Here is a 20476-nt window from a genome sequence, read left to right on the forward strand (position 1 = left end):
AGGGAACAAGGTCCGGGACTGCAAAAGGTCATCAAAATGTCATAATTGGCGCAGCCCGAAAGAGCCGGGCTGGACTGGCCAGGTTCAGCCAAACAGCACGATGCCGCCCGGCAGCCGCGTCACGCGCGCGCCATACGCATCCTGGATCAGGGCGATCACGTCGTCGAGGCGGTCGAGGGAAAAGCTCGCTTGCACGCGTGTGTTTTTCAACGTGTCGCCATTGAGGATCAGCCTGCCGGGACGGTAGCGGTTCACTTCGTCCACCACCTCGGCCAACGTGCTTTGCTTGAACACCAGCAGGCGCTGGCGCCACGCGCTGACCTCGCCTTTGGCCACCGTGCGTGCGATGCCAAAATGCTCGGGCCGGTAGCGCAGCTGCTGGCCGGCAGCCAGTTCCGCATCGTTACCGGCCTGCACCACGCGCAGGCGGCCTGCCAGGCACGTCACGCACACTTCCTGGCCGAATAGCCGGATATTGAAGCGCGCGCTGCCGGCCGACACCGTGCCGTCGCCCGCCTGCACGCGCACCGTCGCCGGGCCGCGCAAGCCAGCCTGGAATTCCGCCTCGCCCGCCAGCAGCACCAGCGCCGCGGCGCCGTCCTGCAGCGGCGCCGCATCGAGGCGCGTCTGCGTATTCATCTGCACCAGCACGCCGCCATCGAGCGCCACTGCGCGCTGCTCGCCCGTGCCGGTGGCGTAGTCGGCAGCGAGGCCCGCCACGGCCGGCCACAAGTCCGTGGGCGGGCGCAGCACCAGCAAGCCCAGCGAGGCGGCCACGGCACCGCCGAGCCAGGCGCGCCGCGCCGTGTTGACGGGCGCCTGCGCCCGCTTGACGGCGCGTGCCGCCGGCGCCATGGCGCCCCACACGGCGCGCGCCTCGGCAAACGCGTTGGCATGCTTGCGGCTGCGCGCGCACCAGTGGCGAAACACTTGCGCGTCGCGCTCGCTGACCTGGCCCGAGGCCAGCCGCACGACCCACGCCTGCGCTTCCTGTTGGATGACACTCATGTCGTCTTCCGCTTGTTCAGTCATGATGTTTAGACGTCTTTCCCGCGCCGGGACCGAAGCGCTGAATGAAATCGCGTCCCATGCGTTCGCAGCAATGTTCCAGGCCGGCGCGTAATTCCTTCTCCACCGTGCGGGCGGAAATGCCGAAGCGTTCGGCGATATCGCGGTGCGGCAATTGATCGACGCGGGCGGCGATGACGATGGCGCGCCGGCGTTTCGGCAACTCCTGCAAGGCCCGTTCCAGTTCCTCCAGCTCGGCGCGCGCGCTGAAGGTGCGGGCCGGGTCGGCCAATTCATCGGCCATCTCGTACAGGTCATCGATGTCCGGCAGGCTGAGCAGACGCGCATTGTCGCGGCGTTGATCTTCCGCAATGTTGATGGCGATGCGCATCAGGTAGGCGGACGGATAGCTGATCGCTTCCGGCGCGTTCATCCGCTCGACCCGCAAATACGTTTCATGCAGCGCATCATTGGCCAGGTCTTCCGAACCCAGGCGGCGCTGCAGGTGGCGGCGAAACTGTCCATAGCGTTCCAGGAACAGCTTGCGCAAGGTGGCTTTCAGCAAATCCGACATGCTCAAGGCGCCCCGGCAAGCAGATACGGCGCACAATCGGCACCCGGGTCGGGCCGCGGCGTGAGTAAAATCGTCAGCGGCTGCGGCAAGCCCGCCGGCGGCGCGCCATCCATCAGCAGGCTGCGCAGGCGCTGCAGCACGGCGCGGTCGCGCTGTTCCACGCCGCTCGGTTCGAGCACGTGCACGGCGCGCACCTTGCCCCTCTCGTCGAGCCACAGCTGAAAAGCCAGCCGGTAGCGGCCGAAAGCGTCCGGATGCAGCCGGCACAGGGCGCGCGTGAGCGAGCGCTGCAGGATGGCTGCATAGCCCTGTAACGGTGGCGTGGCAGGGGCCGCCTCGGCTGGCGCGGGCGCGGGTGCCACGGGCGCGTCGGCCAGCGCCAGCAGGGTAAACGCGTTGCTGCCGCTGAAGCGCGCGCCCAGCTGCGTACCTGCCAGCAAACGCTGCAGCGCCTCGGCCGGCGTGTAGTCGCCGCGCACGGGCGAGGCCACGCGCCCGGCCGCCAGCTCGCTGCTGACCAGCACGGAATACCCGGTTACTTCGCCAAACGCCACCAGGGCCGCATCGAGCGGCTGGGCGGGCAAGTCGAAGCGCACGGTGGCCTGCGTGCCGGCGTCATTACCGGATGCACTGGCAGCCGGTCGCACGAATGTCATCAATGTCATCAATGTCATCAGCAAGCAGGCGGACAGGGCATTGCCCGTTGCGGTGCGGCGGTGGATTCGTGTCATTGTCCAGGGAAATCAACGAGAGCCTGCTCATGAAGTGTCTTGACTGCGCTAGTTCAAGCAGAATGGCAGCATGGTAGCTTCATAAAATGACAACTGTATGACATTGGTCATTGGCGACCGGGCTTGCGTGTCATCACTGCGACATATGACTTTGCTATGCTGAGCGCTTCCCCACCGCTCCGGGAGCCGCCATGGCGCGCCTGTTATCACTGTTGCTGTTGGCCTGTGCCACCCTGCCCGCGCAGGCGGACGAGCACACCGTCGTCGTCAAGGCCGCCGCGCCGGAGAAGGGCTGCGTGGAGGTGGAAGTGAATGGCAAGCGCGCGCAATCGATGTCTTGCTTGAGTGAAAAATTATTACCCAACAGCAACACCGTCAACCGGCCGCCGCCCACCCTGTCCGGCGCGGAAGCGACCGTGCAGCGCCCGTCCAACCAGCTGGGCCTGTACAACCGCGCCGCCCTCGAACACCGCATGGGCAATGCCTTTGGCAAATCCGTCACGCCGCAGAGGCCGGCACCACCGCCGCCCGCCAGCCCGCTGCTGCCGCCCCGTTGACAGTGTTGTCAACGCACAGTCCATTTGCGCTGTCAAGATTGCGCAATCGCGCCGATTGCGTATCATTCCAGGCTTGATCGCTCTGGAAACAACCATGCTGCCCACTATCGAACAACGCCTTGCCCTTGAACTTGCCGCCAAACCGGTGCAAGTTGCCGCCGCCATCGAACTGCTCGACGAAGGCGCCACCGTGCCCTTCATCGCCCGTTACCGCAAGGAAGCGACCGGCGGCCTCGACGATATCCAGCTGCGCCTGCTCGAAGAGCGCCTGCGCTACCTGCGCGAACTCGAAGAGCGGCGCGCCGCCATCGTGGCCTCGATCACGGAACAGAACAAGATGACGCCCGAGCTGCTCGATGCCGTCATGCATGCGGAAGACAAGACGCGCCTGGAAGATTTGTATCTGCCCTACAAGCAAAAGCGCCGCACGAAAGCGCAGATCGCCATCGAAGCGGGCTTGATGCCGCTGGCCGACGGTTTGCTGGACAATCCGGAATTGACGCCGGAAATGGAAGCGGGCAAGTTCCTGCGCGACGCATTTACGAGTGCCGACGGCAACAACCCGGGCGTGCTTGACACCAAGGCGGCCCTCGACGGCGCGCGCCAGATTCTGATGGAGCGCTTCGCCGAAGATGCGACCCTGCTGCAAACCTTGCGCGAATACGTGCAGGAGCACGGCATCGTCGAATCGAAAGTGGTGGAAGGCAAGCAGGATGAAGGCGAAAAATTCGCCGATTATTTCGACTACTCGGAAACCATTTCCACCGTGCCATCGCACCGCGCCCTGGCCCTGCTGCGCGGACGCCGCGAAGGCATCCTCGACGTCACCCTGCGCCTGGACACGGAAGCGGAAAAACCAAAATGGGATGCGCCGCACAACCCGTGCGAAGGCCGCATCGCCGCCCGCTTCGGCATCAAGAGCCTCGGCCGCCCGGCCGACAAATGGTTGCTTGATACGGCGCGCTGGACCTGGCGCGTGAAAAGCTTCATGCATTTGGAAACGGAACTGATGGGCGCGCTGCGCGAACGCTCGGAACTCGACGCGATCAATGTCTTTGCCACCAATTTGAAAGCGTTGCTGCTGGCCGCGCCGGCCGGCCAGCGCGCCACCATGGGTCTCGATCCTGGCCTGCGCACGGGCGTGAAGGTCGCCGTCGTCGATGCCACCGGTAAAGTCGTCGACACGGCCGTGATCTACCCGCACCAGCCGAAGAATGACTGGGATGGTTCGCTGCACACGCTGGGCCGTCTTGCCGCCAAACACAATGTGTCCCTGATTTCGATCGGCAACGGCACCGCCTCGCGCGAGACCGATAAACTGGCGCAGGACCTGATCAAGCAGCACCCGGAAGCGAAGATGACGAAGATCGTCGTCTCGGAAGCGGGAGCGTCGGTGTATTCGGCGTCCGAATTCGCCTCGAAAGAGTTACCGGACATGGATGTGTCCCTGCGCGGCGCCGTCTCGATTGCACGCCGCCTGCAAGACCCGCTGGCCGAACTGGTCAAAATCGATCCGAAATCGATCGGCGTGGGCCAGTACCAGCACGACGTAAGCCAAAGCCAGCTGGCCCGCTCGCTCGATGCCGTGGTGGAAGATTGCGTCAACGCCGTGGGCGTGGATGTGAATACGGCCTCGGCGCCGCTGCTGGCGCGCGTGTCCGGCCTGTCGGCCAGCGTGGCGCAAAGCATCGTCAGCTACCGCGACATGAAGGGCGCGTTCACCTCGCGCGCGGCCTTGAAAGCCGTGCCGCGCCTGGGCGATAAAACGTTCGAACAGGCGGCCGGTTTCCTGCGCGTGATGGGCGGAGAAAACCCGCTGGATGCCTCGGCCGTCCACCCGGAATCGTACCCGCTGGTGGAAAAGATCCTGGCCGACATCAAGAAGGATATCAAGGCCGTCATCGGCGAAACAGCGCTGCTGAAAACCTTGAGTCCGGCAAAGTACGCGGATGAAACCTTCGGTGTGCCAACCATTTCCGACATTTTGAAGGAACTGGAAAAGCCAGGCCGCGACCCGCGTCCTGAATTTACCACCGCCACCTTCAAGGAGGGTGTGGAAGAAATCCGCGACTTGCGCCCGGACATGATCCTCGAGGGCGTCGTCACCAACGTGGCCGCCTTTGGCGCCTTTGTCGATATCGGCGTGCACCAGGATGGCCTCGTGCACATCTCGGCCCTGTCGAACACCTTCGTCAAGGACCCGCACACGGTGGTGAAAGCTGGCCAGGTCGTGCGCGTGAAAGTGCTGGAAGTCGATGAAAAGCGCAAGCGCATTGCACTGACCATGCGTCTGACGGACAGTGCGCCGCAGGCGGGCAGCAAGCCCGAGCAAAAGGGCGACCGCAACGACCGCCGCAGCATGGCGCAGCACCAGTCGCAGTCGCGCAACGCGCCCGAGCCGGCCGGCAGCATGGCCGCCGCGTTCGCCAAGCTGCGCGGTTAAGCAGCCGCCAGGCGCAGTGTGGAAACTATCGTCATTGTGGCGGTGGACGCCGCCAGTACCGGGGCGCAGTTATTGCTCGACGAATTGTCGGACGTGCTGCTGCGCCTGAATGGCGACAGCGGCCGTTCCTCCTTCGATGTCGAAGCGGCAACGCCGCGCGGCGGCTTTTACCTGGCCCGCGACGGTGCTGGAAACCTGCTGGGTTGCGCTGCCCTGCGGCCGCTGGGCGAGCCGGACAGTCCCACGGCAGAACTCAAGCGCATGTATGCGCGTCCGGGCGCCGCTGGCGTGGGCGCGGCGCTGCTGGCCCATGTGGAGGCGCAGGCGCGCCGGCATGGCTACCAGGCCGTACACCTGTCCACCCGCGTGGCAAATAGCCGCGCCGTGGCGTTTTATGCCAAACACGGCTATGCACCCGTCGTTGCCTGGGGCAAATACGTGGGCGCGGCACAATCGGTGTGCCTGGGCAAGACCGTATAAGCCCCAACGTGGCTGACTTGCCCGATTTATGACTTGAGCGCATACCCGTGCCGTCGTTTTCTTATAAAATGACGGCATCTATTTATTTACCCATCAGAGGCAGCTATGAGCGACGTACAAACCTGGATCAAAGAAACCGTGACGAGCACGCCTGTCGTGCTGTTCATGAAGGGCACGGCCCAGTTCCCGCAGTGCGGCTTTTCCGGCCGCGCCATCCAGATCCTGAAGGCCTGCGGCGTGGAAAACATCGCCACCGTCAACGTGCTGGACGACCCGGAAGTGCGCCAGGGCATCAAGGATTACTCGAACTGGCCGACCATTCCACAGCTGTATATCAAAGGCGAGTTCATCGGTGGTTCCGACATCATGAATGAAATGTTTGAATCGGGCGAATTGAAATCCCTGATCGATGCCTGATAGCCAGCTTGCGCAGCCGCGCCGTATCGTCGTGGCCATCACGGGCGCCACGGGCGCCGTGTATGGCTTGCGGCTGCTGCAATTGCTCGTCGCCATTCCCGGCGTTGAGACGCATCTGGTCTTGTCGGATGCGGCCGTACTGACCCTGCACCAGGAAACGGGCGTAGGGCGCAAGGAAATCGAAGCGCAGGCGCACGTGGTGCACAAGCTGCGCGATATCGGCGCGAGTATTGCCAGTGGCTCGTTTCAATCGGATGGCATGGTCGTCGCGCCGTGCTCGATGAAGACGCTGGCGGCCGTGGCGCATGGCTTGTCGGATAATTTGATTACGCGGGCCGCCGATGTGGTGCTCAAGGAGCGCCGGCGCCTGATTTTGATGGTACGCGAAACGCCGTTCAACCTGGCGCACCTGCGCAATATGACCGCCGTGACCGAGATGGGCGGCATCATTTTCCCGCCACTCCCCAGCTTTTATCACCACCCGCACAGCATTGCGGAGATGGTCGACCATACGGTGGCGCGCGTCATCGACCTGCTCGGTATCGAGCACGGCCTGGCGCCGCGCTGGAATGGTCTTAAGTCCACTGGCGACACCCCTATCCTGTAGTTTGACGTCACGACTTAGTTGGCGTCACGACGCCTGACAAAAGCGTAGCAAGCGGCAGCGATTTGTGGCTGAGAAGCGCAACGCGCAGCAGCTTCGCTCAGGCATCCACCACTCAACGCTTCTCAAACTGAACAGCACTGGCCTGCTTCAAATCCCTGGCTTCTTCAACCATCCTGCGGTGGGCGATCCGTTTGCGCATCACTTCCGCATGTTGCGCGGCAGTCATGGGGGGCACGGTCATCAAGTCCTTCAGCTGCGCGGTATTGCTGTAGTTACTTTTCATAAGACGGCTCAAATGCTCGGCTCCGTAGTGGATGAACTGGCTACTTCTGCTGTGATTATGCGCTGGTATTGGCCGCTGCGCCGCTGCGTACGGGATTATTGTCAAATAATTCCGCTGCAGCGCAACATGCGAGATCTTATTGTGCGGCAAAATCATGTCTCCAGTATGACTCTGCGCAAATAAAAGAACAGGAGAAGCACCGTCAGCGAAAGGCGGACGACGCCGGCCGGGGATGGCCTGAATGCTTACTTTTGGTAGTTGACTCTAACCAGCATGCGAATAAATTCTCGCGCGATTTGACGATGATGTTCATCTAATCTTTGCAAATCGGCAATTAATTTCACATCGGCGGACTCAAAACGCGATAAAGCGCTGCCCGCTTCGCCATTCGGCGTGGCGCTTTCCGGGCCGCCAAAACGCAACCATTCCGCCGGAACGCCCAACCATTGGGCAATCATGCGCAATTTTTCTTGCGTGGGAATTGCTTCACCTACTAACCATTTCCTAGCTGCATGCACGGTAATCGGGCGTCCGTCAAAACGGATGTTGAATTCCCGGGCCAGTCTGGTCGGGCTGTCTGGAGAGTAATGGGCGTTTTTGAGAGCCAACTGAAGTCGCTGGCTGAAGCTTTCGCGTTCGTTAGAAGAATTCATAGGTGTACTATTTCATGTTGTAACATGAAAGTCAGTTTCTTGAATGACCATACAGATTGTTACATTTGAAAAAAGTATCAATTAACAATTAACACTCCAGCCGGCCTTTTCGGGTAAAAATATGGCCGAATTTTCTCTTGTGATTCTGTGTGGCTCCGGTTCAAATTCGCGGTTAGCCTTGATTTTCGCACTGCAGCACGATTCAAAGCCTCGGTTTGGCATTACAACGTACGGTATCGGATAATGCCCTCCTCTACCGTTACGCGCAATGGCCATGTCATACAATTTCTTGTAGACAAAGTTTTCAGAAGGGCCATTTTGTTTCCAATATAGAAATAATCTAAACAACATGCTCATAGTGAAACGTTGTTTTTTGATCGTGCCTACTGGAAAGAATCTGCGCTCAAAAATTTTACTGCCATCGCAACGAAAAGAATGTCGCCGTTATGCCAGGAAAGCTCTTTTTGGTGTCATCTTGGCCACCAACTCTCGATCTTAAGCGTGTTTGCGCAAGAAGAATCAATTTATTTTCAGTAACTGTTGTCTTATTCGCCAAGTTACCTGTCCGTACCCTCTTTTTTCTTTGTTGCAGCACGGACATGGCACGCTACAATGGTATTGACGTTGACGTAAACGGCACTTTGCCATCCGCGTGCCTCGCAGCACCCAATCTATGACCGATCACCCATGCAACCGACACCGCCCGCAGCAATGACGACCTATACCATTACCGAACTGGCGCGGGAATTCGACATCACGGCGCGCGCCATCCGCTTCTATGAAGACCAGGGCTTGCTCAGCCCGAAGCGCGAAGGCGCCGGCGGGCGTAGCCGCGTGTACACACCGCGCGACCGCACCCGCCTGAAACTGACCCTGCGCGGCAAGCGCCTGGGTCTGGCGCTATCGGAGATCAAGAGCCTGGTCGACATGTACGAGTCGCCGAAGGACACGCGCGCGCAAATGGACCGTTTCCTGGGCGTGCTGGCGCAGCACCGGCAGACGCTGGAGCAGCAGCGCATTGATATCGAAATGGCGCTGGCGGAAATCAGCGCGCATGAAGACGCTTGCGCGCGCATGCTGGCGGACTTGAACCTGGATAAGACGCAAACAAACTAGGCGGGCACGCGGCGCACTACTGCCGCGCGCTTCACTTGACGTTTACGTAAACGTCACAACTGAGTATCATAGCTTCACTGACCCGGCATCCATGACCGCCACACTTATAACGACGAGGACGACATGCTCCATCTCCCAGGCTTGACCTTTGACCACGGCGACGACATCGCCTCCCTGCGCGAAGCAATCCAACAATTTGCCGCCGCCGAAATCGCGCCGCGCGCGGCTGAAATCGACCGCACGGACCAGTTCCCCATGGACCTGTGGCGCAAGATGGGCGACATGGGCTTGCTCGGCATCACCGTCAGCGAAGAATACGGCGGCGCCGGCATGGGTTACCTGGCGCACATCATCGCCATGGAAGAAATCTCGCGCGCCTCGGCCTCCGTCGGCCTATCCTACGGCGCCCACTCGAACCTGTGCGTGAACCAGATCAAGCGCAACGGCACGGCCGAGCAAAAGGCGAAGTACTTGCCGAAACTGATCACAGGCGAGCACATCGGCGCCCTGGCCATGTCGGAACCGAACGCGGGCTCGGACGTCGTCAGCATGAAGCTGCGCGCCGACTTCAAGGGCGACCGCTGGGTCTTGAACGGCACCAAGATGTGGATCACCAATGGCCCCGATGCGGACGTGCTGGTGGTGTACGCGAAAAACGACCTGGAAGCGGGCCCGCGCGGCATGACGGCTTTCCTGGTCGAAAAGAATTTCAAGGGCTTTTCCATCGCGCAAAAGCTCGACAAGCTGGGCATGCGCGGCTCGCACACGGGCGAACTGGTATTCCAGGATTGCGAAGTGCCGGCCGAAAACGTGCTCGGTGGCCTGGGCAAGGGCGTCAACGTGCTGATGTCGGGCCTCGACTTCGAGCGTACCGTGCTGTCCGGCGGACCGCTGGGCATCATGCAAGCTTGCATGGACCTGGTCGTGCCTTACGTGCATGACCGCAAGCAATTCGGCCAGGCCATCGGTGAATTCCAGTTGATGCAGGGAAAACTGGCCGATATGTATTCGACCATGATGGCGTGCAAGGCTTATGTGTATGCCGTGGGCCAGGCCTGCGACCGCGCCACCACCCCGGAAGCCGTGCGCCAGTTGCGCAAGGACGCGGCCGGTGCCATTCTGTATAGTGCGGAGAAGGCAACCTGGATGGCGGGTGAAGCGATCCAGGCCCTGGGCGGCAACGGCTACATCAATGAGTATCCGGCCGGCCGCCTGTGGCGCGATGCCAAGCTGTACGAAATCGGCGCCGGGACCAGCGAAATCCGCCGCATGCTGATAGGCCGCGAATTGTTTGCGGAAACCAAGTAAGCACGGGCGCGCGGCGATCGACTGGGTGATGAGCCATTCATGCGAGCACAACTATGACGCACATTGCCTTCCCCAAATTGCTCTCTTCCCAGATTGCATTCGATATCGCGCGCACCATCCGCGACGGCTTTGACAAGCATTACCGTCTGTTCCGTGAAACGAGCCAGCACGCCAAGCGGTATTTCGAGCAAGGCGCCTGGGCCGCGGCACAGACGGCGGCCCGCGAACGCATCGACTTTTATGACAAGCGCGTGCAAGAATGCGTGCAGATGCTCGAAGATGAGTACGAAGAGTCGGAGTTGAGCGACGAAGTGTGGCGCGAACTCAAGCTGCACTACATCGGCATGCTGACGGAACACAAGCAGCCAGAACTGGCGGAAACCTTCTTCAATTCCGTCTGCTGCAACATCCTGCACCGCACCTATTTCAATAACGACTATATTTTCGTGCGTCCCGTGGTTTCCACGGAATACATCGAGACGCAAGACCCGGTGCCCACCTACCGCGTGTACTACCCGGGCAAGGATGGCTTGCGCCACACCCTGATGCGCATGCTGGGCAACTTCCAGCTGGACTGCGCATTTGCCGACCTGGAGCGTGACGTGGCCCAGGTGGAAGCGCGTTTGCAGCAGCTCTTCGGCGGCGACCGGATCGAGCCGAACCACCAGCTCCAGGTCTTGACCAGTTTGTTCTACCGCAACAAGGGCGCTTACCTGGTCGGCAAGGGCATCAACGGCAACCGCGAATACCCGTTTGTCGTGCCGATCCTGCACAACCGTCACGGCAAGCTGGTGCTCGACACGGTGCTGTTCGAGCAGCAGCAAATCGCCGTGCTGTTTTCATTTACGCGCGCCTATTTCCTGGTCGATATGGAAGTGCCGTCGGCCTATGTGCAATTCCTGCGCAGCTTGCTGCCACGCAAACCGCGCAGCGAAATCTATACGATACTGGGGCTGCAAAAGCAGGGCAAGACGCTGTTTTACCGCGACTACCTGCAGCACTTGAAACACTCATCGGACCACTTCGAAAGCGCACCTGGCATCCGCGGCCTGGTGATGCTGGTGTTTGCCCTGCCATCGTTTCCGTATGTCTTCAAGGTGATCAAGGATTTTTTCCCGCCGCCCAAGGAAACCACGCGCGCGCAAGTCCAGCAAAAGTACTTGCTAGTGAAACACCACGACCGCGTAGGCCGCATGGCCGACACGCTCGAGTATTCCAACGTGGCCTTTCCCCGTGCCCGTTTTGCCGCGGAACTGCTGGCCGAGCTGAAGCAGTTCGCCCCCTCGCTGATCGAAGAAGACCAGGAGCAGATCATCATCCGCCACCTGTACATCGAGCGGCGCATGGTACCGCTGAACATGTGGCTGAGCAATGCTGAGAAGGAAGGCCGCGATGACCTGGTCGAACACGCCATCATCGAGTACGGCAACGCCATCAAGGAGCTGGTCGCGGCGAATATTTTCCCGGGCGATATGCTGTATAAAAACTTTGGCGTGACACGTCATCAGCGTGTCGTTTTTTACGATTACGATGAAATCGAGTACATCACCGATTGCCAGTTCCGCGTCATTCCCCAGGCGCGCACGGAGGAGGAAGAAATGTCGGCCGAACCGTGGTATCCCATCGGCAAGCACGATGTGTTTCCCGAACAATTCGGCACCTTCCTGCTGGGCAATCCCCGCATCCGCCACTATTTCATGCAGCACCATGCCGACCTGCTGACGGCGCACTACTGGCAGGCGCGCAAGCAGCGCATCGAAGACGGCCATATCGAGGACGTCTTCCCGTATCCGCAACACCTGCGTTTTTGTAAGCAAGCACCTTCCCACCCCCAACCGGAGATCCAACATGCATGATCCAGTCGTAATCGTCGGTGCCGCACGCACCCCTATGGGCGCCTTCCAGGGCGATTTTTCCAATGTCACCGCCAGCGACCTGGGCGCCGTGGCCATCCGCGCCGCCGTGGAACGGGCCGGCGTGGCGCCGGATGCCGTTGACCACGTGTATTTTGGCAATTGCCTGATGGCCGGCCAAGGCCAGGCGCCCGCGCGCCAGGCCTTGCGCAAGGCTGGCCTGCCCGATTCCACCGGCGCCGTAACCTTGTCGAAAATGTGTGGTTCGGCCATGCAGACGACCATGTTCGCGCATGACACCTTGCTCGCCGGCAGCGCCGACGTGGTGGTGGCGGGCGGCATGGAATCGATGACCAACGCCCCCTACCTGGTGCCGAAGGCGCGCGGCGGCTACCGCATCGGCCACGGCATGATCTATGACCACATGATGATGGATGGTCTGGAAGACGCCTACAGCCGCGATGAAAAGGGCAATGCCCGCTCGATGGGCACGTTTGCCGAAGAGTGCGCCAGCCAGTACAGCTTCACGCGCGAAGCGCAGGATGCGTTTGCCATCGAATCGGTGAAACGCGCGCAAGCGGCCACCAAGGATGGCAGTTTCGCATGGGAAATCGTGCCCGTCACCGTTTCTGGCCGCGGCGGCGACACCATCGTCAGCATCGATGAAGGCCCGCAAAAAGCCCGCCTGGAAAAAATCCCCACCTTGAAAGCGGCGTTCAAGAAGGATGGCACCATCACGGCCGCTTCGTCCTCGTCGATCAACGATGGCGCAGCAGCCCTGGTGCTGATGCGCGAATCGATGGCGAAAAAACTCGGTTGCACCGTCATTGCAAAAATCCACGGCCACGCCACGCATGCGCAGGCGCCGAACGAATTCACCACGGCCCCCATCGGCGCGGTGAAAAAGCTCTACGCAAAAACGGGCTGGAGCAGCAGCAATGTCGACTTGTTCGAGATCAATGAAGCGTTCGCCGCCGTGCCGATGGCCGCCATGCACGACCTCGATATTCCGCACAGCAAGATCAACATCCACGGCGGCGCGTGCGCACTGGGCCACCCGATCGGCGCCTCGGGCGCGCGCATCATCGTCACCCTGCTGGGCGCCTTGAAGAAAACCGGCGGCAAGCGCGGCGTGGCGGCCCTGTGCATCGGCGGCGGCGAAGCGACGGCGATGGCGATCGAACTGGTATAAGCTGCTCTGTTGACGACAGGCGCGCATGGTTGTTGGTTGCGCGCCTTTTCATTTGACTTTCCAGGGAGAAAACACATGCCTACCGCATTGATCATCGGCGCCTCGCGCGGCATCGGCCACGCCATCGTCCGTCAATACCGCCACGCTGGCTGGAGAGTGATCGCCACGGCGCGCACACTGGACGCTTGCGATGCCCTCAGGCAATTGGGCGCGGAAGCGCACCAGCTCGACGTGACGGATGTGGAAGGCTGTGCCGCCCTGGGCTGGAAGCTCGACGATGAAAAGCTCGACGTGGCCATCCTCAACGCGGGCGTGTATGGTCCCCGTCACGACGGTTCCCCCACGCAAGAAGATTTCGATGCCGTCATGCACACGAATGTGCTGGCGGCCATGCGGCTGCTGCCCATATTGGCGCCGCTGGTGGCCAATGCCAAAGGGAAACTCGCCGTGCTGTCCTCGCACATGGGCTCCTTGAGCGAACGGGGCAACCCCAGCGGTTCGCTGTACCGCGCCAGCAAGGCCGCCTTGAATTCCGTGCTGATCGACACGGCCCTCGTGCATGGTCCGCAAGGCGTCAGCTGCGTAGCCTTCCACCCGGGCTGGGTACGCACGGACATGGGCGGCGCCGGCGCCGATATTTCACCAGAGGAAAGCGCTGCCGGTATCCGCGCCACCCTGGCCAGCTTGCCGGCCACGGACAAGGCCGTGTTCCGCAACTACGATGGCAAGCCCATCGCCTGGTAATTCCCGCATCCACTATAAAAATATACGAGACGACGTCCCATGATACTCAATGAAGAACAATCGATGATCCAGGAAGCACTGCGCAGTTTTTCGCGCGAGCGCCTGGCGCCCAATGCGGCCCGCTGGGACAAGGAACATCATTTCCCGAAGGAAGAATTGCAGGAACTGGCCGCGCTGGGCGCCTTCGGCGTGGCCGTGCCGGACGCGCTCGGTGGCGCCGGCCTCGACTACGTGTCGCTGGCCCTGGTGCTGGAAGAAATCGCCGCCGGCGATGGCGGCACCTCGACCATCATTTCCGTGAACAATTGCCCCGTGTGCAGCATCGGCATGATGTACGCGAATGACGCACAGAAAGAGCAATGGCTGCGTCCGCTGGCGCAAGGCGCCATGCTGGGGGCGTTTTGCCTGACGGAACCGCACACGGGCAGCGACGCCTCGGCCCTGCGCACCACGGCCACACGCGACGGCAATGCATACGTCATCAACGGCACGAAACAATTCATTACCAGCGGCAAGTATGCGGACGTTGCCATCGTCATGGCCGTCACCGACAAGGCGGCCGGCAAGCGCGGCATCAGCGCCTTCTGGGTGCCGACGAACACACCTGGCTACATCGTGGCGGGACTGGAACAGAAGATGGGCCAGCATTCGTCGGACACGGCGCAAATCCTGTTCGACAACTGCCGTATCCCAGCGGAAAATTTAATCGGCGAAGAAGGACAAGGCTACAAGATCGCCCTGTCCGGCCTGGAAGGCGGACGCATCGGCATCGCTTCACAAGCCGTGGGCATGGCGCGCGCCGCGTATGAAGCGGCCCTGCAGTACGCACGCGAGCGCGAAAGTTTCGGCAAACCCATTTATGAACACCAGGCCGTGCAATTCCGCCTGGCCGACATGGCCACGCAGATCGAAGCGGCACGCCAGCTGATCCGCCATGCCGCAGCCATGAAGGATGCGGGCCTGCCCTGCCTGAAGGAAGCGGCCATGGCCAAGTTGTTTGCGTCAGAAATGGCGGAAAAAGTATGCTCGGACGCCATCCAGGTACACGGCGGCTATGGTTATGTGTCCGACTTCCCCGTCGAACGCATCTACCGCGACGTGCGCGTCTGCCAGATTTACGAGGGCACCAGCGATATCCAGAAAATTTTGATTGCGAGGGCTTTGTAAATGCTGGGGTCAGACCCGCCGGGTCTGACCCCAAATACGGGCCAACAATGGACGAAAAAAAAGCCCGCTAGCGCGGGCTTCGTTCCAATGTATTACCAATGCTTTAATCGTGTCATGGACGCCAGTGCTATCTGCAAAGTGCCTCCTGATTTTCGGACTCCCATGCTATCTGCATGGTGACTCCAAGGTGTAAATCGACCATCGTATCCGGAATTACAAAATCCACTCTTCGCTCTGTCACGCCATCGACATTACACCTGTCGGTCGCCGCGCTGAAACTGGATGGTGAGATGATTTGCTGCCAAATCTCAATCACTGAACGGAGTATAGCACAGCTTTTTGTGCGGTGCAATACTCTTTTTAAATCAAGTCCTTAGCGCCAGCGGCTTGTCCTCTTCGCCGCCACGGGCCACTCTTTCGTATTCGGAAATCACTTGCGCGCCCAGCAGCAGCAAGGTGGCGCCGATTTCCAGACTGAACATGACGACGATGGCCGTCGTCATCGAACCATACACGACGTTGACCTGCGACAAGGTCGAGAAATACCAGACCAGCACATGGCGGGCGATTTCCCACAGCAGCGCCGCCGTCACGCCGCCGATCAGCGCATGCGTGATCGACAATCTTCCGACCGGCATGACCAGGTAGATCGAACTGAGCACGAGGATTTCGCCCCCCAGCCCCAGCAAATACAGCAGCACGCCGGATACGCCTTCCAGGCCCCAGTCGTGGCGCAGGAAGCGCACGCTTTCCTCGCCCATCACCTGCAAGCCGCCCGCCACCAGGGTGATCAGCAAAATACCGATGCCCAGGCACAGGATGTAGCAGTACGGCAGCACGGCGGAAATGAGGAAATGGCGGCGGCGGATGGCCACACGATGAATGAAAATCACGCTCATGGCGTTTTCCAGCACGGTAAACGCCAGCGAGCTGAAAAACAGCATGGTCAGCAGCAAGAGCCAGCCGATCACGCCCCGGTTGTCGAGAAAATGCGCGATCTCGCCCACGATGGCTTTCGATTGCCCCGGCACCAGCCATTCCAGGTAATGGCCTATGGTTTGCAGCAATTCGTCTTGCGCGATCACGTGCGACAGGGCCACCACCACCAGCATCAGCAGGGGCACGATGGAGAGCAGCGAGTAATACGCGACGGCGCCCGCCAGCAGCAGGCCCTGGTTGGCGCGGAAACCCTTCAGCACCTGCAGCACGAAGGCCAGCGGGTGGCTGAGGATGTAGGTACTGGCGTGGCGGTTGATCATGTCGGGTGCGGTGAAGAAAGCGGCGCAGCCTGATGCCACGCCTGCCATCACACTAGCATACTGACAATCGCCTTGCTGCACCGTGCGCTAGCAGACGCCGGGCTCCAGCAAGGTCAAGGTTTGCCGGTCCGCATCGAGTGTGGCGAGAATGCCCATCGGTAGCGTGAACTGGTGGCGGATGTGGCCGAATGAGTAGCCGCTGACGGCCGGCACGGTCAACGGCTGCAGATGCTGGTCCAGGGTCGCATCGAGGGTCAGCGCAGTATCACCCTCGGCCGCCTCGCAATGCTCGAAAATGCCCAGCATCAGCGCCGCCGCCTTGTTGAACCCCACGGACAGGTCGAGCTGGCATAACATCCTGTCGATGCGGTAGGGCACTTCATTGATTTCTTCGAGGAAAAGGATGCGCTCGCGGAAATCGGCCGCATACGGCGTGCCAGCCAGCGCGCTGACCATGCACAGGTTGCCGCCCGTCAAGCGGCCCGTCGCCTGGCCGCCATGCACGGTGCGGATGGCGAAATTCGGCTGCGTCTGCGCGCGGCGGTGATTCTCCAGCGCCATCGGAATCGTGTAGCTGTCTTGCGGCGTCATCAGCACGTTGCGCAGTTGCGTCACCGTGTAGTCGGAAAACGAGGACGAGGCCACGGGGCCGTGAAACGTCACCAGCCCCGTCTGGCGTCCGATGGCCAGGTGCAAGGCCGTGATGTCGGAATAGCCGATCAGCACTTTCGGGTTGCGCTGGATCAAGGCATAGTCGAGCAGCGCCAGCAGCGAAATGCAGCCAGAGCCGCCACGGATGGCCCAGATCGCCTTGACGTCCGGGTCGGCGAAGGCCGCATGCAAATCGTCGAGGCGCTGCTGCACCGTGCCCGCATAGTTGCCGTGCACGGCGCGGATATTCGCACCCAGGCTGGCGCGCAAACCCAGCGATGCGATGTTGCGCTGGGCCTTGGCGATGGCGTCCTCATCTGTAAAACCGCCCGGTGCGATGATGGCGACCAGGTCGCCTTCGCGCAGGCGCGCCGGTTTGATCAATGCGTGTTGCTGTTGCATGCGTTTGCCCTTCCCTTGCGCGGCCGCCGCCCATGCCGGTGTGCCTGCCACCCCCAAGGTGGCGGCCAGCAAGCCGCCGAAGCGGCGCCGGCTGAGATTGGTCTGACTGGACATGCGGCCCTTTCCTGAAACAAAAAACGGCGACGCCAGGCGCCGCCGCACGAGGTTAGCATGCCGGCAGGATCGCCGCCGGCATGGCTGCCTTACAGGAACTTGTACTTCAGCTGGAACGACAGCGAACGGCCGCGCGGGTCGGCCACGCGCGGATCCCAGCCGGCGCCCACCACTTCATCCACGTTGTGCGCGGTGAACGGTGGATCGCGGTCGAACAAGTTCTGGATGCCCACGGTGATGGTGGTATTTTTGAAACCCGTGTACGTGCCCGACAAGTTATACGTCGTGTAGCTGGACACGTCCGGCTTGAAGCCCGGTGGCGGCGCGCCCTTGCCGCCGTTCGGCAACTGGTCCTTGTAGCCCGACGAGAAACTCTGGATCAGCAAGCCGCTCCAGTCGCCGCGCGACACGCCGAAGCTGGCATTGTGTTTCCAGCGCAGGTACAGATCGCGCGTATAAAACTTGCCGACCAGTTCCTGGTATTCCTGGCCTTGATATTCCGCAAACTTGAAGCTGTCCATATACGTGCCGTCCAGGGTCGCCGTCCATTTCACGTCCTGGACCTTGCCTTCGCCGCGCAAGCCCACGTCCAGGCCGCGCACGCGGCTGCCTGCCGCATTGATCCAGCCCGCCTGCACGTACTCGATGGTGCCGTCCGGATTGCGGTGGATGTACTGGTTCAGCGCCTGGTAGTTGGCCAGCACGATTTGCGGCGTGCGGTTCAGGATGCGGTCCTTGGTGTTGATGGCCCAGTAGTCGAACGAGGCCGAATATCCCTTCACCGGCTCGATCACAAAACCGACGCTACCCTGCTTCGACGTTTCCGGCTTCAGATTCGTGTTACCCCCCGTCTTGTAGTCAAGGCGGTCGATGGCGCAGTATTCGGGCACGCCCGGATGCTTGGCGCAACCTTCCTGGTCGATCACGCCGTTCGGCAATTCCTGGCTCAGCGAACCGGAATACAGCTGCTGGAAGCTTGGCGCGAGGAAACCCTTGCTGGCCGAACCGCGGAACAGCAGGAAGTCGGTCGGCTGGTAGCGGAAGGCAATCTTCGGATTCGTCGTCGCGCCCACCAGGCTATAATCGTCGCGGCGGATGGCCAGCTGCATTTCCAGGTCCTTCGTGACCGGCACCAGCAATTCCGCATACACGGCCTTGACGGTACGGCTGGCATCTTTTAATGCGGCATTGCCTGGCGCCAGCAGGATCTGGGTGGCGTCGACGTCTTGTCCGAAGCTGTAACCTTCGCGGCGCAAATCAAAGCCGGCCGCCATCGCCAGCGCCCCGGCCGGCAACTGGAACAGTTCGCCCGAAACGGAACCATCGATCTGGGTCAGGGTCGTCTTGCCGTGCTGGAAGTCGCCACGGAACTTGGTCGATTCGATCAATTGTTTGGCCGCTTCCGTCTGGCTCTGGCCCGCGCCCACCCACGGATTGATGATGCCGCTGGCCAGTGCCGCGTACAGCTTGTCTGTATAGGAATAGCCATCCGTCAGCTTGGTCTTGGTGCTGCTTTCGGCGCGCGAAATACCGGCCTTGTAATCCCACTTGCCAAAGTTCCCCTCAAAGCCCACCAGCACGCGGGCATTGTCGGTGGTGTTTTCCTGCGTACGGTTGCCCACGTCATTGGCGCGCCATTTGTAGGCAATCGGCTTGGTATTGTCAAACGTGGGGATGTAGGCCGACAGATCCTGGTAATACGCGCCGCCGACCGGGTACAAATTCTTGTTGGCAACGGTCGCCTGCACCTGCATCGGCGTCAAAATGGCCGTGGCCTTGGTGCGCGAACCGAGCACTTCAACAAACATGCGGTGGTCGGGCGCCAGTTGGAAGGTGCCGCGCGACAACAGATTGGCCCGTTCGACAGGGAATTGCAGCACGTAGTCGGCGCCGTAGTCATACGCACACGAATGCGTGGTGCTGCGCGGTGAGGTCACGTCTTTCCACAGTTGCGTCTGGTATTGCGACATGCCGGCGATGCTGTCGCACTTGCCCTGGAAGCTCAGCGGATTGGCTTGCAGATACACCGTCGGGTCGCCAGGCAAGGTGTAACCGCCAATAAACGTCCCTGGTTTTTTCGGATCAGGATTGGGGATTTGCAGTGCCGTGCCCGGCCCCGACATCTGGTTGGCGAATGGCGTGCCCGTGGTATCGGGCGACAGGCCGCGGCCCGGCTGGTAGCCGTTGACGAAGGAGCGGTCGCTGCCGTTCAGGCGCTCGGCCTTGTCGACCGTCAGGCTGGCCATGATGTTGTAGCGGTCCTCTTCCAGCGAACCCGTGCCGGCCAGGATGGAAGCGCGGCGCGTGGCGCCGCCGCCCGCTTGCGTATCGTTGGTGGAAACGGACGCTTCCACGCCGCTGTAATTGGTTTTCAGAATGAAATTGATCACGCCGCCGATGGCGTCCGTGCCGTAGATGGCCGAGGCGCCATCCTTGAGAATTTCCACGCGTGAAATCGCGCCCAGCGGAATCGAGTTCAGGTCGACCGACTTGCCGCTGGCGCCGTGCGTGGCGATGCGGCGGCCGTTCAGCAGCACCAGGGTGCTCGACGGCCCCAGGCCGCGCAGCGAGGCGAACGAAGCGCCGCCGCTGACCCTGTCGGCATCGGCGCCAAAGACGTTATTGCCCGAAGTCATGTTATCGGCGCCCGTGCCATTCGCCGACAGGGTGCGCACCAGTTGCTCGGTGGTCGTGATACCCTGCTTTTCGATCTGGTCAAAGGTGATGACTTGCACCGGCAGCGCGCCTTCCTTGGCGACGCGCTTGATGCTGCTGCCCGTGACTTCGACCCGTTGCATCGCCGGCGCCGCCGCTTGCTGTGCCACCACCGGACCCACCACCCCCATCAATGCCACCAATTGCGCTAGCTTCTTCAATTTCACGGGTCTCTCCTTTATTTGGGCAATCGAAACTTGAG

19 protein-coding genes are annotated in these 20476 nt (G+C 61.2%); 12 read left to right on the plus strand and 7 right to left on the minus strand.

Annotation, left to right across the window (positions count from 1 at the left end; genetic code table 11):
* Window positions 1-84: 84 nt before the first annotated feature.
* Genes ACQ4WL_RS20725 through ACQ4WL_RS20735 form a run of 3 tightly spaced genes read right to left on the minus strand, consistent with a single transcriptional unit; the run spans window position 85 to window position 2247 of the window.
* Window positions 85-1008, minus strand: coding sequence for a FecR family protein (locus ACQ4WL_RS20725; protein ID WP_436511416.1), 924 nt, complete (start codon window positions 1006-1008; stop codon window positions 85-87).
* A 16-nt stretch (window positions 1009-1024) separates the two neighbouring features.
* Entirely contained in the window at window positions 1025-1582 is a 558-nt protein-coding gene (locus ACQ4WL_RS20730) for an RNA polymerase sigma factor (RefSeq protein WP_131689786.1), read from the minus strand.
* A gap of 2 nt (window positions 1583-1584) precedes the next feature.
* Window positions 1585-2247 carry a secretin and TonB N-terminal domain-containing protein gene (locus ACQ4WL_RS20735; RefSeq protein WP_436511417.1) on the minus strand — a complete coding sequence of 221 codons (663 nt, stop codon included), beginning with the start codon at window positions 2245-2247 and terminating at the stop codon, window positions 1585-1587.
* 257 nt (window positions 2248-2504) lie between these two features.
* On the opposite strand from ACQ4WL_RS20735, the gene ACQ4WL_RS20740 reads away from it, so the two are divergent.
* The 6 genes from ACQ4WL_RS20740 (at window position 2505) to ACQ4WL_RS20765 (ending at window position 7283) form a co-directional block, all read left to right on the plus strand.
* Complete coding sequence (locus ACQ4WL_RS20740) at window positions 2505-2870, plus strand: hypothetical protein (protein ID WP_436511418.1); 366 nt, start codon at window positions 2505-2507, stop codon at window positions 2868-2870.
* A gap of 94 nt (window positions 2871-2964) precedes the next feature.
* A complete protein-coding gene (locus tag ACQ4WL_RS20745; RefSeq protein WP_436511419.1) occupies window positions 2965-5313 on the plus strand; it encodes a Tex family protein in 2349 nt (782 codons plus the stop codon).
* 18 nt (window positions 5314-5331) lie between these two features.
* Entirely contained in the window at window positions 5332-5793 is a 462-nt protein-coding gene (locus ACQ4WL_RS20750) for a GNAT family N-acetyltransferase (protein WP_436511420.1), read from the plus strand.
* 105 nt (window positions 5794-5898) lie between these two features.
* Complete coding sequence (gene grxD / locus ACQ4WL_RS20755) at window positions 5899-6210, plus strand: Grx4 family monothiol glutaredoxin (RefSeq protein ID WP_436511421.1); 312 nt, start codon at window positions 5899-5901, stop codon at window positions 6208-6210.
* Window positions 6203-6817 (plus strand): UbiX family flavin prenyltransferase, encoded by a 615-nt coding sequence (locus ACQ4WL_RS20760; RefSeq protein WP_436511422.1) that lies wholly within the window; start codon window positions 6203-6205, stop codon window positions 6815-6817. The genes grxD and ACQ4WL_RS20760 overlap by 8 nt, the downstream gene beginning before the upstream one ends.
* 64 nt (window positions 6818-6881) lie before the next feature.
* A complete protein-coding gene (locus tag ACQ4WL_RS20765; protein WP_436511444.1) occupies window positions 6882-7283 on the plus strand; it encodes a hypothetical protein in 402 nt (133 codons plus the stop codon).
* 62 nt (window positions 7284-7345) lie between these two features.
* Here the strand turns inward: ACQ4WL_RS20765 and ACQ4WL_RS20770 are convergent, their stop codons facing one another.
* Window positions 7346-7753 carry a hypothetical protein gene (locus ACQ4WL_RS20770; RefSeq protein WP_034753756.1) on the minus strand — a complete coding sequence of 136 codons (408 nt, stop codon included), beginning with the start codon at window positions 7751-7753 and terminating at the stop codon, window positions 7346-7348.
* 711 nt (window positions 7754-8464) lie between these two features.
* Here ACQ4WL_RS20770 and ACQ4WL_RS20775 point away from each other — a divergent pair.
* The 6 genes from ACQ4WL_RS20775 to ACQ4WL_RS20800 all read left to right on the plus strand — a co-directional run bounded on the left by ACQ4WL_RS20775 (window position 8465) and on the right by ACQ4WL_RS20800 (window position 15133).
* Window positions 8465-8869: a MerR family transcriptional regulator gene (locus tag ACQ4WL_RS20775; RefSeq protein WP_436511441.1), complete on the plus strand. Its 405-nt coding sequence runs from the start codon at window positions 8465-8467 to the stop codon at window positions 8867-8869.
* Window positions 8870-8992: 123 nt separating this feature from the next.
* Window positions 8993-10177, plus strand: coding sequence for an isovaleryl-CoA dehydrogenase (locus tag ACQ4WL_RS20780; RefSeq protein WP_436511423.1), 1185 nt, complete (start codon window positions 8993-8995; stop codon window positions 10175-10177).
* Between the two features lie 53 nt (window positions 10178-10230).
* The gene (aceK, locus tag ACQ4WL_RS20785; RefSeq protein ID WP_436511424.1) at window positions 10231-12033 is read left to right on the plus strand and encodes a bifunctional isocitrate dehydrogenase kinase/phosphatase; all 1803 of its coding nucleotides are present in this window, start codon (window positions 10231-10233) and stop codon (window positions 12031-12033) included.
* Entirely contained in the window at window positions 12026-13222 is a 1197-nt protein-coding gene (locus ACQ4WL_RS20790) for an acetyl-CoA C-acyltransferase (protein ID WP_436511425.1), read from the plus strand. The genes aceK and ACQ4WL_RS20790 overlap by 8 nt, the downstream gene beginning before the upstream one ends.
* A gap of 75 nt (window positions 13223-13297) precedes the next feature.
* Window positions 13298-13966, plus strand: a complete 669-nt coding sequence (locus ACQ4WL_RS20795; protein ID WP_436511426.1) for an SDR family oxidoreductase — start codon at window positions 13298-13300, stop codon at window positions 13964-13966.
* A gap of 39 nt (window positions 13967-14005) precedes the next feature.
* Window positions 14006-15133: an acyl-CoA dehydrogenase family protein gene (locus tag ACQ4WL_RS20800; protein WP_436511427.1), complete on the plus strand. Its 1128-nt coding sequence runs from the start codon at window positions 14006-14008 to the stop codon at window positions 15131-15133.
* A gap of 365 nt (window positions 15134-15498) precedes the next feature.
* On the opposite strand, the gene ACQ4WL_RS20805 is transcribed toward ACQ4WL_RS20800, so the two are convergent.
* The 3 genes from ACQ4WL_RS20805 to ACQ4WL_RS20815 form a co-directional block, all read right to left on the minus strand.
* Window positions 15499-16392 (minus strand): YihY/virulence factor BrkB family protein, encoded by an 894-nt coding sequence (locus ACQ4WL_RS20805; RefSeq protein WP_071074951.1) that lies wholly within the window; start codon window positions 16390-16392, stop codon window positions 15499-15501.
* 87 nt (window positions 16393-16479) lie between these two features.
* Window positions 16480-17559, minus strand: coding sequence for a S66 peptidase family protein (locus ACQ4WL_RS20810; protein WP_436511428.1), 1080 nt, complete (start codon window positions 17557-17559; stop codon window positions 16480-16482).
* 89 nt (window positions 17560-17648) lie between these two features.
* On the minus strand, window positions 17649-20441 hold the full coding sequence (locus tag ACQ4WL_RS20815) for a TonB-dependent receptor (RefSeq protein WP_436511429.1): 2793 nt from the start codon (window positions 20439-20441) through the stop codon (window positions 17649-17651).
* Between the last annotated feature and the right edge of the window lie 35 nt (window positions 20442-20476).

The organism is Janthinobacterium kochi (genome assembly GCF_051380715.1).
Lineage (GTDB): Bacteria > Pseudomonadota > Gammaproteobacteria > Burkholderiales > Burkholderiaceae_D > Janthinobacterium.

Excerpts from the sequence above, each read along its gene's own strand:
- ACQ4WL_RS20725 (WP_436511416.1), bottom strand. The coding sequence starts at position 1,008 with ATGAGTGTCATCCAACAGGAAGCGCAGGCGTGGGTCGTGCGGCTGGCC.
- ACQ4WL_RS20735 (WP_436511417.1), bottom strand. The coding sequence starts at position 2,247 with ATGACATTGATGACATTCGTGCGACCGGCTGCCAGTGCATCCGGTAAT.
- ACQ4WL_RS20775 (WP_436511441.1), top strand. The coding sequence starts at position 8,465 with ATGACGACCTATACCATTACCGAACTGGCGCGGGAATTCGACATCACG.
- ACQ4WL_RS20780 (WP_436511423.1), top strand. The coding sequence starts at position 8,993 with ATGCTCCATCTCCCAGGCTTGACCTTTGACCACGGCGACGACATCGCC.
- ACQ4WL_RS20730 (WP_131689786.1), bottom strand. The coding sequence starts at position 1,582 with ATGTCGGATTTGCTGAAAGCCACCTTGCGCAAGCTGTTCCTGGAACGC.
- ACQ4WL_RS20805 (WP_071074951.1), bottom strand. The coding sequence starts at position 16,392 with ATGATCAACCGCCACGCCAGTACCTACATCCTCAGCCACCCGCTGGCC.
- ACQ4WL_RS20770 (WP_034753756.1), bottom strand. The coding sequence starts at position 7,753 with ATGAATTCTTCTAACGAACGCGAAAGCTTCAGCCAGCGACTTCAGTTG.
- grxD (WP_436511421.1), top strand. The coding sequence starts at position 5,899 with ATGAGCGACGTACAAACCTGGATCAAAGAAACCGTGACGAGCACGCCT.
- ACQ4WL_RS20760 (WP_436511422.1), top strand. The coding sequence starts at position 6,203 with ATGCCTGATAGCCAGCTTGCGCAGCCGCGCCGTATCGTCGTGGCCATC.
- ACQ4WL_RS20795 (WP_436511426.1), top strand. The coding sequence starts at position 13,298 with ATGCCTACCGCATTGATCATCGGCGCCTCGCGCGGCATCGGCCACGCC.
- ACQ4WL_RS20810 (WP_436511428.1), bottom strand. The coding sequence starts at position 17,559 with ATGTCCAGTCAGACCAATCTCAGCCGGCGCCGCTTCGGCGGCTTGCTG.
- ACQ4WL_RS20740 (WP_436511418.1), top strand. The coding sequence starts at position 2,505 with ATGGCGCGCCTGTTATCACTGTTGCTGTTGGCCTGTGCCACCCTGCCC.
- aceK (WP_436511424.1), top strand. The coding sequence starts at position 10,231 with ATGACGCACATTGCCTTCCCCAAATTGCTCTCTTCCCAGATTGCATTC.
- ACQ4WL_RS20800 (WP_436511427.1), top strand. The coding sequence starts at position 14,006 with ATGATACTCAATGAAGAACAATCGATGATCCAGGAAGCACTGCGCAGT.
- ACQ4WL_RS20790 (WP_436511425.1), top strand. The coding sequence starts at position 12,026 with ATGCATGATCCAGTCGTAATCGTCGGTGCCGCACGCACCCCTATGGGC.
- ACQ4WL_RS20745 (WP_436511419.1), top strand. The coding sequence starts at position 2,965 with ATGCTGCCCACTATCGAACAACGCCTTGCCCTTGAACTTGCCGCCAAA.